This is a genomic window from Paraeggerthella sp. LCP19S3_G8 (genome assembly GCF_052119225.1).
GTDB classification, from domain to species: domain Bacteria; phylum Actinomycetota; class Coriobacteriia; order Coriobacteriales; family Eggerthellaceae; genus Paraeggerthella; species Paraeggerthella hominis.
The window spans coordinates 139,271-150,534 of sequence record NZ_JBQKFQ010000006.1; the positions used below are offsets into that span (position 1 = coordinate 139,271).

At 57.4% G+C, this 11,264-nt stretch carries 9 protein-coding genes; 6 read left to right on the plus strand and 3 right to left on the minus strand.

Translation table 11 applies throughout. The features are described from left to right. Positions 1-4 precede the first annotated feature (4 nt). Entirely contained in the window at positions 5-1,132 is a 1,128-nt protein-coding gene (locus ACTQZK_RS08580; protein ID WP_441899325.1) for a glycosyltransferase family 2 protein, read from the plus strand. A 12-nt stretch (positions 1,133-1,144) separates the two neighbouring features. Here the strand turns inward: ACTQZK_RS08580 and ACTQZK_RS08585 are convergent, their stop codons facing one another. Beyond that, positions 1,145-2,194: a glycosyltransferase family 2 protein gene (locus tag ACTQZK_RS08585; RefSeq protein ID WP_418831418.1), complete on the minus strand. Its 1,050-nt coding sequence runs from the start codon at positions 2,192-2,194 to the stop codon at positions 1,145-1,147. A 104-nt stretch (positions 2,195-2,298) separates the two neighbouring features. On the opposite strand from ACTQZK_RS08585, the gene ACTQZK_RS08590 reads away from it, so the two are divergent. The 5 genes from ACTQZK_RS08590 (at position 2,299) to ACTQZK_RS08610 (ending at position 8,249) form a co-directional block, all read left to right on the plus strand. Then, entirely contained in the window at positions 2,299-4,461 is a 2,163-nt protein-coding gene (locus ACTQZK_RS08590) for a DUF7657 domain-containing protein (RefSeq protein WP_441899327.1), read from the plus strand. Between the two features lie 41 nt (positions 4,462-4,502). Continuing rightward, positions 4,503-5,825, plus strand: a complete 1,323-nt coding sequence (locus ACTQZK_RS08595) for a glycosyltransferase (RefSeq protein WP_441899329.1) — start codon at positions 4,503-4,505, stop codon at positions 5,823-5,825. A 110-nt stretch (positions 5,826-5,935) separates the two neighbouring features. Then, positions 5,936-7,162 carry a DegT/DnrJ/EryC1/StrS family aminotransferase gene (locus ACTQZK_RS08600; RefSeq protein ID WP_418831423.1) on the plus strand — a complete coding sequence of 409 codons (1,227 nt, stop codon included), beginning with the start codon at positions 5,936-5,938 and terminating at the stop codon, positions 7,160-7,162. Next, positions 7,162-7,767: a sugar transferase gene (locus tag ACTQZK_RS08605; RefSeq protein WP_441899330.1), complete on the plus strand. Its 606-nt coding sequence runs from the start codon at positions 7,162-7,164 to the stop codon at positions 7,765-7,767. The genes ACTQZK_RS08600 and ACTQZK_RS08605 overlap by 1 nt, the downstream gene beginning before the upstream one ends. A gap of 128 nt (positions 7,768-7,895) precedes the next feature. Further along, on the plus strand, positions 7,896-8,249 hold the full coding sequence (locus ACTQZK_RS08610; protein WP_114567607.1) for an Hpt domain-containing protein: 354 nt from the start codon (positions 7,896-7,898) through the stop codon (positions 8,247-8,249). A gap of 100 nt (positions 8,250-8,349) precedes the next feature. Here the strand turns inward: ACTQZK_RS08610 and ACTQZK_RS08615 are convergent, their stop codons facing one another. Both ACTQZK_RS08615 and ACTQZK_RS08620 read right to left on the minus strand, forming a co-directional pair. Beyond that, positions 8,350-9,321: a DMT family transporter gene (locus tag ACTQZK_RS08615; RefSeq protein WP_441899332.1), complete on the minus strand. Its 972-nt coding sequence runs from the start codon at positions 9,319-9,321 to the stop codon at positions 8,350-8,352. Beyond that, positions 9,318-11,108: a phosphotransferase gene (locus ACTQZK_RS08620; protein ID WP_441899334.1), complete on the minus strand. Its 1,791-nt coding sequence runs from the start codon at positions 11,106-11,108 to the stop codon at positions 9,318-9,320. Before ACTQZK_RS08620 ends, ACTQZK_RS08615 begins: the two co-directional genes overlap by 4 nt. Positions 11,109-11,264 lie beyond the last annotated feature (156 nt).

Here is an 11,264-nt window from a genome sequence, read left to right on the forward strand (position 1 = left end):
GCGCATGGCGAAGCGGCCCGCAAGCATTTGCGCCGTAGTAACGGCGCACAACGTAGAAGAATGCCTGGGAGAATGCTTGGCATCTCTTGCCGCGCAGACGTTTTCCGACTTCGAAGCCATCGTGGTGGAAGACGGATCAAGCGACGAAACTGCACGCATCGCCAACGAATTCGCTCTGCAAGACGATCGTTTCCGCGTGGTTCATACATCCAATCTAGGAGCCGCCGGCGCTCGCAACCATGGCCTTGCCCTTGTAGATTCCCCGTACTTCATGCTGCTCGACGGCGATGACGTGTTTCTGCCAACCATGCTGGAAGCCCTGCATGGCCAAGCGATACGTTGCGAAGCCGACGTTGTCGTATGCGACATCGTGCAGTTCGATCACAATTCGGGGGAGCGCACCGCCGCCCCTTGGGCGCTCAAGGAAAGTCAGCTTCCCAACCTTGCCGAAACCCCCTCGTTCTCATGGCGAGACGTGCCCGGAAACGTGTTCGCAGCGTTCATGGGCTGGCCGTGGGACAAGCTCTACCGCACGGCTTTCGCGCGCTCCGCAGGTTTGAGCTTTCCCGACGATCTATCCAATAGCGAGGACATGCTGTTCACCTACCAGGCCATAATCCTGGCGCAGCGCATCGCCGTAGTCAACGAAGTGCTCATCGAGCACCGCATAGGCCGCGGCGGGTCGGTGTCCAACTCGCGCACGCGAGACCCTTTCGCCTTCTACGAAGGGCTGTGCCGCATGAAGCGCTTTTTGCAGGAGCAGCCCGACGGCGCATGGCAAAGCCTTCGCCAGCCCTACCTCAACTGGGCGCTCGATTGGACGCTGTGGAATATCGAGACCATGTCCGATCAAGCCGTTCGCAATGAACTAGCGCGGCATCTCGGCGCGAACGGTTTTCCGGAGCTGGAGCTGGCCGACCACGAGCCCGCCTACTTCACCGGCTATCCGCGAAACATGGCGCGCTACGCCTCCGCTTTGAACGACTGGTCCGGCAACAACCCCGATCAGGGGCCGCTGGGGCCCTTGGCCGACCTTCCTTACGGAAAGTTCAAGCCCTGGTGTCAGGCAAGCCTTTCCGAAAAGATCGCCATAAAAAGACGCATGCGCAAAGCCCTCCCCACCGAATGGTGAGAGAAGATCTTTCTATTCCTGGTCTTTCCTTTTCGCCTGGGGCATGATCACACGGCTCTTCACCCAACTGGGAAACGCCAGGAACAGTCGCCCCAATCGATACGTGCGCGACCCTTCAAGCTCGTCGTACACCCCTTTAAGGGCCTTGTGCAACTCCAGGATATGCAGGTCGAAATCAACACGGTCTTGCAGGTTGAGCCCCTGGCGATAGGCGTACATGTCCGCTTCGGAAATCTCGAACAGGTAGCGCGCGGCCACTTCGCACGTATGGAAGACGCGCGCGGCGTACGCATCGCAGAAATCCTGGGATTGCCCGGACGCATGCTCCAAGATCCATGCGCGCAAGGCCTGCTGCACGCGGAACAGCCCATCGACGTTGCGCATGCTGAAGGCGGAAGTCATGGTAGACCCCTCGCGCATCCGCCGGCGATACAGAGGCTCGTTGAAAAACGCCGCACGTCGAGGCAGCGGCATAAGCTCCATGAGAAAAAGCAGGTCCTCGTGAATGATCCCTTCGCGAAAGCGCAAGCGAGCGTCCTCAATTACGGAACGTCTGACGGCATACAGGCACGACGACGGCCGAAACGCCTCCGTCTTTTCGAACGCCACGTACAAATCGACCCCTGACATAACCCCATCGATGGAAACGCGGCTCTCCTGATCCTCGTAACGCGTGCGCCTCAGCGTGCGATTCTCGTAAAACGTCTCCGCTGCGAAGTAAAGCTGATCCAAATCATCACCCGCTATACGGTCGGCGATCGCCTGCAGGGCATCGTCGCGATAGTAGTCGTCGGAGTCGAGAAACAACACGTAGTCCCCCGTCGCATGAAGAAGCCCGACGTTGCGCGCAGCAGACTGCCCGGCATTTTCGGACTGCTCGAAAAACAGGAAGCGCTCGTCGTCCCCGGCATGAAGCCTTGCAACCCGCAGCGTCTCGTCCGTCGAAGCGTCATCCACTACGATAGCTTCAAAATCTCGATACGTCTGACGTTTCAGCGACTCGATGCAGTCGGCGATGTAGGGTTCTACATTGAAGGCGGCAACAATAACGGAAAACCTCATCGGAGCGGTCCCTTCCTTTGGGAGCAGTTCGACCATTATAGCGAACGCGAAGTCCTGAGATTATAATGGTCGAACACCTCCATCTCAAGCGAACAGGACCCTTCGTGAAGAACACCCGCGTACACGCCCTGGCCTTCGGCTTCGGCGCCGCTCTCGTGCTGACCACGTTTGCGTTTCTCTATCTGAACCTGGAAAGCATCGAAGCCGATGCGGGGGCGAGCGAGTTCTTCCTCTCCTGTGCAACAAGGCTCGCGCTCGTGCACAACCTCGTGCTCGTTGGCGTAGGCTTGATAGCGGGAACGGCTGCGGCAGCCCTGATCTTCTCGCACCGAATACGCTGTACGGAGTTTCTGTACAGGTATCGTTGGCCGATTGCGCTCGGGGCGATCGGAATCGGGACGTGCCTGGGAATATCGGGTTCGTCGCTTGGCATGTGGTACGACGGAAGCGGATGGGACGGGACCCTGTTCGGAACCGCGCGCTCGTGCCGTTCGGACGAATTCCTGGTCAACACGTCCATGGCATTCGCGCAAGGCTTCGATGACACGGGAGCATGGCCCTACTTCGGAGAAACGTTTCGCGGCACAACGAGCGACATGTTCATCGTGTACGGGCAACCCGTTGCCGACCCAGCCGTGATCTTCCGGCCCTTCCATTGGGGCTACCTGCTGCTCGGCGCGGAACGAGGCCTTGCTTTTTTCTGGTGCGCACGCGTGGTCATGCTGTTCATGTGCACGTTCGAAGTGGGAATGCTCGTTGCGCGGCAACGCCGCGGCTTGGCGTGCGGGCTCGCGCTGCTGGTGACGTTCGCGCCGGTCATCAGCTGGTGGCTGGATGTCAACGGATACGTGGAGATGATCGTATCGTGCGAGGTCATGCTGCTTATCATCGCCGGATACCTGAAAACGTCCTCGTACCGGGTACGCATCGCATTAGGGCTGCCGTTCGTCGTATGCGGAGGATGCTTCGTCCTCACGTTCTACCCGGCCCTTCAGGTGCCGATGGCGTATCTTTTCTTCACGATGGCAGCCGTCTACATCGCCCTGCATTGGCGGGCGGCCCGCCTGAGCCGCAAGGACGCGCTTATCGTTGGAGGGTTCTTCCTTCTGTTCTGCGTCGGCATGGCCTACGTGTTCGGAAAGTCATGGGACACCGTGCAAACGGTTCTGAGCACCGCTTATCCGGGCCATCGAGCCGACTGCGGCGGCGGAGCCCTGCCCTTGCTGGCTCAATACCCTCTAGACGCGCTCACGCCCTTGCGATCCTTCGCCGACAGCCTGCGCATCGACGCCTTCGCCTCGGTATACGATTTCTTTCCCCTGGGCATCCTGCTGTCGCTTTGGGTGGTGCTCAGGGAACGCACGCACGATGCGTACCTCATCGCTTTGCTGGCGCTGAGCGCATTTCTGGGCTGGTACTGCTTCGTCGGCTTCCCTGAATTCCTGGCAAAGCTTACGCTCATGAGCCTGAGCACGGGAGGGCTGTACTCCAAGGCGTTCATCGCGTTCGGCTTGACGAACCTGCTCCTGCTCATACGAGGCCTCGCGCTCCTGAAGGTCCGGCCAAGCCGTATAGCCGCAGCAGTTGTCGCGATCGTCGCAAGCGGCGCGATCATGGCGGGGTCAGCGGCAGCGTTCTCTTGGTTCTACAATGCCGCGAGTTTCGCCGTATGCGCACTCGCGCTGATCGGAGGAATGTACCTGCTGCTGCGCAGCAAGGCCGGAGCCGACGGAGCCCTCGTAGCTTACTTGGCCACGCTTGCGCTCTTTATGGGCGTGCTGGTGAACCCCGTGCAAATAGGGGCTGCCCCCATCTTGGAGAACAAAACGCGCGCAGCCGTGAGCGCGATCAACGATGCGAATCCCGGATCTCGCTGGGCGGTGACCGGAGACGATAGCTCCGCTTACGCCGATCTGGCAGCCACGAGCGGCGCCGCAGTCATCAACACGTGCAACGTCTATCCCAACTTGAGCCTATGGCGAGCCTTCGACCCAACAGGCTCGTACGACGACGTCTACAATCGCTACGCGCATATTTCGATAGAAGTCGTGCACGGCGAAACTCACTTCGGAGACGCCGCATTCGACAGCTTCACGCTGTACGTCAATCCCTCGGATGTCGCATTGCTGGAAGCAGACTATCTGGTATCTACGCAGGACCTTGGGTTATTCTCGACCGACGAAGTGTCTTTTGCACCCTTGGGCGAAGCCGTAAACGGACGCACTGTCTACGAAGTGCATCTGCAGGATCAAAGAAGCGCCGTATAGCCGCGGCGATTTCCCCTACTCCTTTGCTATACTTGCGACCCATGGATACCACACAAAAACAAGCGCGCACGCGCAACCGCAACCGCAAGCGCATCGCCGTTGTCACCATGGGCGTGAAGCTCGGCGACGAGACGCGCGGCTACACGCGATTCCGCTTCCTTTCGGATCTGCTCGTTCGCGAGGGGTTCGAAGTCGACCTCATCACGTCGTCGTTCCAGCATTGGGAGAAAGCGCATCGAGACTGCTCGAAGGCGTGCTACCAGGATCTTCCGTACCGCATCGTGTTCATCGACGAGCCCGGGTACACGAAGAACCTGGACTTGGCGCGCATTCGCAGCCACCGCGTTGCCGCAAAGAACCTGCGCGCGCATTTTGATCGCACGGCAGGCGAATACGACCTGATTTACGCCGAAATTCCCCCGAACGACGTCGCGCGCGCATGCGCTGAATGCGCCGACAAGATGGGGATCCCCTTCGTTGCCGACATCAACGACCTTTGGCCCGAGGCCATGCGCATGGTGGTGAACGTTCCGGTGGTGAGCGACATCGCGTTCTACCCGTTCGCACGCGATGCGCGGGTCGTCTACCGTCTGCTGTCGGGAGCCGTGGGCACCTCCGACGAATACGCCGCCCGCCCCGCCGCAGATCGAGAGCGACCCTACCCCAAAGCCACCGTATACGTGGGAAACGACCTGGCCGCTTTTGACGAAGGCGCACGCGCTCATGCGCACGAGATCGTCAAGCCCGACGGCGAAGTGTGGGCAACGTACGCGGGAACCCTGGGCGCCAGCTACGATTTGGCCACCCTGATCGAAGCGTCGGCGCTTCTTGAGAAGGATCGCCTGGAGCACGCCGCCCGACATGCATCCGAGCGCACCACGTACGGCCCGGCTCAAGAGCGGCCCCACCCGCCGGTGCGCGTGAAGATCCTGGGCGACGGGCCGGATCGCGCCAAGCTGGAGGCCCTTGCCAGCCAGCTGGAAGCGCCTGTCGACTTCCTGGGCTACCAGAACTACGCAAGCATGGCCGCATACCTGTGCGCGTCCGACATCACGGTGAACTCGCTGGTGAAGTCGGCGGTCCAGAGCATCGTCACCAAGATCGGCGACTACCTGGCAAGCGGAAATCCCCTGATCAACACCGGATCGAGTCCGGAATTCCGCGCAAAGGTAAGCTCCGACGGAATCGGCCTCAACGTCGAAGCGGAAAACGCAGCCGCCCTTGCGCACGCCATAGGAGAACTGGCCGGCAACGCGTCGCTGCGCAAGATCATGGGCGCGCGCGGACGGGCCGTAGCCGAACGCGAATTCGACCAGCCGCAATCCTATCGGGAAATCGTAACCCTGCTGCGCAATTTGCTGTGATGTTTAGTTGAGCGCTCTCGCCAAATAGGCAAGGTCGCGTCACAATAGGGTTTCTCGCGCCCAATCGCACCAGCGCGCGAGGAATCGCACGGAACACGAGGAGCACGCTCTTGACCGAAAAGAAGCATATCCCGTTCTCTCCCCCCGACATCACGGATGCGGAGATAGCCGAGGTAACGGACGCCTTAAAAAGCGGCTGGATCACAACGGGACCCAAAACCAAGCAACTCGAACAAGATCTGGCATCGTACGTGGGCGCCCCTCGCACGGCCTGCTTGGCATCGGCCACGGCTGCGCTCGAGTGCGCGCTGCGCGCGCTGGGCATCGGGCCGGGCGACGAAGTCATCACCTGCGCCTACACCTACACCGCATCGTGCTCCCCCATCTGCCACGTAGGTGCGACTCCCGTATTGTGCGACACCGCCCCCGGTTCCTATGAGATGGACTACGACGCGCTTGGCAGCCTGATCACGGATCGCACCAAGGCGATCATCCCCGTGGACATAGCCGGGCGCATGTGCGATTACGACCGTTTGTTCCAGGCGGTCGAGAGCGCAGGCGCATCGTGGACGCCGGCGAACGACCGGCAAGCCGCCATCGGTCGCATTGCCGTAGTAGCCGATGCGGCTCACGCTCTGGGCGCACGCTACCATGGCGAAAGCTGCGGTTCGGTCGCGGACCTTACCACGTTTTCATTCCACGCCGTGAAGAACTTCACTACGGCGGAAGGCGGCGCGCTCTCCTGGCGCCCCGGCTTGTTCGATGATGACGATTTCTACCACGGCCTCATGCTCCAATCGCTTCATGGCCAGACCAAAGACGCCCTCGCGAAAACCAAAGCGGGCGCTTGGGAGTACGATGTTGCTTTTCCGGGCTGGAAATGCAACATGACCGACATCCAAGCCGCCATGGGGCTTGCCCAGCTTCGCCGATACCCCGGGATGCTGGAACGTCGCCGCGAACTGATAGGTTTGTACGAACGGGCTTTCGAGGGGATGGATCTGGATATCCTGCAGCACTACGGAGACGACTTCGCATCGAGCGGACACCTTATGCTGGTGCGCCTGACGGGCAAATCGCAGGAATTCCGCAACGCGCTGATCGAGCGCATGGCCGAAGAGGGCGTGTCCACCAACGTTCACTACAAGCCGCTGCCGCTGCTGACCGCCTACCGCAATCTGGGATTCGACATCGCCGACTTCCCGAACGCGTTCGCTCAATTCGAAAACGAGGTGACGCTGCCGCTGCATACCTCGCTTTCGGACGACGACGCACGCTATGTTGCGGAAACGTTCAAGCGCTCTTACGAAGCCCTTGAAGCAAAGGGCGCCGTCTGATGTACGCACGATTCGGAAAACGAGCCTGCGACCTGGTCGTAGGCATAATCGCCCTACCCTTCGTCCTATTGATCATCGCCATCTTGGCGCCGTTCATTCATTTCGAAGACAAAGGACCTGTGTTCTACAACGCCCCGCGCGTGGGAGTTGGCGGACGGGATTTCAAAATGTACAAGCTGCGTTCGATGAAGGTGAATGCGCCCGATCTGGTCATGGAGGACGGATCCACGTACAACGGAGCCGACGACCCGCGCATGACCCGCGTAGGCGCATTCATGAGGAAGACGTCGCTTGATGAAATGCCGCAGTTTCTCAATGTGCTGAAGGGCGACATGAGCGTAGTGGGGCCCCGTCCCGACTTGCGCCGCGAGACCGAGCTTTACATTGGCGACGAGCATTTGAAGCTTACGGTCAAACCGGGCGTGACCGGTTACGCGGCCGTGTACGGTCGCAATTCGCTGCCGTGGCACGATCGCCTGGCGCTTGACGTCGAGTACGTGCGCACCATGAGCTTTCCGTTGGACGTGAAGATCTTCTTTAAAACGTTTTCTGCAGTATTCAAGCAGGAAGGCGTGTTCGTGGAAGACGAGCGCGAGCAGTCATAACTACCCGCTGGTCGCATTCCAGCAACGTTCGCATGACAAATAACGGATAAGATCTCCCTGATCAGCCGCTTAAAGGTATACTTCCTTCCTTGCAAAGCCGAACGCGACGCGATGGAAGGATGACGAGCATGGCACTTGACAACACTGAACTTGCCAAAAGCGGCATCGACTATGTCGAGGCCATGGAGCGCTTCGGCAACAACGAGGACCTGTATCTTCGCCTTGCCGTGAAGTTTCTTGACGATCCTCATTTCTCAGAACTTCAAAAAGCCATGGATCGCGAAGACATCGAAGGATCCCAGCGAGAGGCGCACTCCCTCAAAGGGGTGGCCGGCAACCTCTCGTTCAAGGACCTGTACCGAGCAGCCTGCAAGATGAACGAAGTCCTGAACGCAAGCGATATGGACGGTGCTTGGGAGCTGATGCCCGACACCCAAGACGCCTACGACCGTGTGTGCGATGCGTTGAGGAAGATTTCCTAAACCGAAACAACCACTTCAATAAAACAAGGGGCGGGTTTGACGACCATCCTTCTAGCCTACGACCGAAGAAGAGTCGCCAAACCCGCTCCACCTGAATCTTTTACCGCACGTCAGCCTTTTCCTTACGTCCAAACAATTCGCTCCAATCGCTTGCAGCCAACACCGTGCCCACTAAAATAACAATGCAGCACACAATGGATATCGGGGTGGGAACCGTACCCTGCAGTACAAGCGCAAACAGAACAGCCCAAGCTGAATAACTGATGTTAAGGGCCATGGACTTCGCTGCGCCAATAGGCGAAGAGATGCTCTTGTAATAGAACAGGTACGAAATCGTACCTGCAAGAGCAGCTAGCGCCACAACGCCGGTCGCGAAGCTAGGAGCTGCCATCGCCGTAAAGCCCCAGGCACCGAACAGGGGCAGCACGACAATGGCGTATGCAAGAGCCGATGTCGTCTCACGAATCTGCAAAGCCGTCTCGTTGTCAACCACATCATCGCGCATTCCCCAAGCGCAGATGACCGCTTCGGAGCCCCACCCCAAAACACATAGTAGTGCGCCGAACAACCCCAACAGCGGATTTCCCAACTCGGAACCGCCAGATGACACGTATCCCATCACGATGATGCCAGCAAGAGCCGCCAGCAACGCGACAAACTGCTTGGGGGCCATTCGCTCTTTTAGAAACACGAAGGCCAGAAAGGCGCCGACAGCAGGATAGAACGACGAGATAATAGCTGTATAGCCCGCACCAATGTTGTTAATAGCAATAACGTAGCCGGTCATGCCCACTGGACCGCCCAGCAACGCTCCAAGGACAACCGCTTTGCCGCTACGCGTCTTAAGAGCAGCAACCGTATCCCCCAAGCGACCCTTAACCCCCATGTATACAAACATCCAAATTGCGCAAAATATATCATGAAGCGCAGCACTTGCTATGGCTGCAAACGCAAGCGCCTCAGCAGTGCCGACGTAGGGCGCCATAGACAAGCCCATGCCCAGAATCACCGTGTCAAGACCCCAAAGCAAACCGCTTGTCAAGCCAAATTTCATATTCCCAAAGCCCTTCATGACACTCCCCCTCGATCGCTCCCCCGACGATACCAACCCAGCACCTTATCCAAATAATCTTTCGCATAGCGGTAGTAAATATAAAGCCATTCGCCCACCATGTCGCCCTCGGCTTCTTTAAGCAACGACCATACGTACCAGCACCATCCAGCAAGGGCAACGAAAGCAAAGTTATGCCTCCGCTCCTCCGCTGAAGGCTCGCGCCCAAAGTAATAGGAAAGAGCACGAGCAGCCTCAGCCTCATCAAGCTGGCAGCACACCACGAAAGTCCCGAAATCGCTGGCATAATCGGACATGCCCGAATACTCCCAATCGATAAGCGACATCTCGTCCTGCTCGTCAATCAAAAAATTCAACATGAAGAAGTCGTTATGAGTCAAACATACACGCGTATCATCTTTATCAACGAAGCGCTTGAGCTCTTCCGCCTTTGCAGCCATTTCGGCATAACCAGGCACTTCTATTCGACTTACCTTCTGCTCAAGCAGATGCTCGTAACGCTTTCCCTCTTCAAAAAAGTCGAACGACCGGCCAACACTCGCGCCTGACCCATGGAGGCGCCGCGCCATTTCCATGGCTCGTTTAACTTGCGCAGGGTCACGAGGATCAAGTTCGCGACAATTCGGAATGAAGCGAGACAGCTTCCATCCCTTTTCAGGGTCTTCGACAATAAACGTGCTATCAAGGCCCAGATCACGCGCCACTCCTTGAGCAACTACCTCGGCCCGACGATCGATGATGCCCTCAGTGCCAATGCCTGGATGGCGGTACACGTATTCGGCATCCCCGACGCGAATATGGCATGAAAGGTTGGTGAGCCCCTGTTTCAGCGGATACACATCGTGAATGTCGTCTTTACTGCATCCGAGCGCAGACACGATATTATCGAACGCCTCGGAGTCAACGTTCCTGAGAAAATAGGGATCGAATTCGCGCAGTTCGTCAAGCGTATCAAACTCGAATACGGTACCAGCGGGGTATTCGCGCGCAACCATATCCAACTCTGCAATATGATCGACATAAAGTTCTTCCCACAGCTTGTCCACCGTAGCAGGGGCGTCGTACTCGTCTGAAAGAATGCGGGCAAACGTACCGGAAAATTCTTTGTCGAAGTACACATGTCCAAGCATAATGAGCGCATCACGACCGCCTATTTCAACCGACACAATGCGATTACCAGACCCTAGACGCATGCACCATTCCTTTGTAGGACCCGATTGATACTGAGCCGCGTAATATGCCTTCCATACATACAGTTCGAAGGGATTTTCGGCAAAGTAATTATCAGACGAACAGATGAACGTGTTACGCAAACGGTCGCGAACCACCATGAGAGACGAATGATTGTTGCGAGAAGCATACTCGTCGTTGACCACGATGGATACGCCGAACTTCTCCTCAAGATAGAAGAAGTACTCCTTCTTATACCCTACTACTACCGTTATGTTATTGATGCCAGACTCCTGCAGTTGGCGAATCTGACGCTCGATCAGTATCTCTCCGCGAACATACAGTAATCCTTTGGGCTTTTCGTAGGAAATAGGCGCAAACCGCGACGAAAGACCCGCCGCCAAGATGATGGCGTTGTCAACCTTATAAGGCAATAATGCTTCTCGACCCGCATCGGTAAGTGCCCCAGCCTCAATCAAGCCCCTGTCCGAAAGTGCTTTATACGCTGTGTTAACCGACCCCAACGACAATCCTGCATGAGCAGAAATTGCACGTTGACTCATGTCCGGCTTCCTATCGAGTGCAGCAAGCACCGAAAACTCATTCTTTGTGATCAACCGTGCATCCTCTCATGCATACCCGTGAATTAATTCATTCAATGTTCATTTTTCAAGATAGTATAAACGATTTGAACGGTATGTTCAGATAATATGTGCTTTCATAAAATTTGAACACAAATTGTAATGAAGCCCTCCGAAAAGGAAGGCTTCATT

Coding starts and splice junctions, on each gene's coding strand:
- ACTQZK_RS08580 (WP_441899325.1), top strand. CDS start 5: ATGGCGAAGCGGCCCGCAAGCATTTGCGCCGTAGTAACGGCGCACAAC.
- ACTQZK_RS08585 (WP_418831418.1), bottom strand. CDS start 2,194: ATGAGGTTTTCCGTTATTGTTGCCGCCTTCAATGTAGAACCCTACATC.
- ACTQZK_RS08595 (WP_441899329.1), top strand. CDS start 4,503: ATGGATACCACACAAAAACAAGCGCGCACGCGCAACCGCAACCGCAAG.
- ACTQZK_RS08605 (WP_441899330.1), top strand. CDS start 7,162: ATGTACGCACGATTCGGAAAACGAGCCTGCGACCTGGTCGTAGGCATA.
- ACTQZK_RS08610 (WP_114567607.1), top strand. CDS start 7,896: ATGGCACTTGACAACACTGAACTTGCCAAAAGCGGCATCGACTATGTC.
- ACTQZK_RS08615 (WP_441899332.1), bottom strand. CDS start 9,321: ATGAAGGGCTTTGGGAATATGAAATTTGGCTTGACAAGCGGTTTGCTT.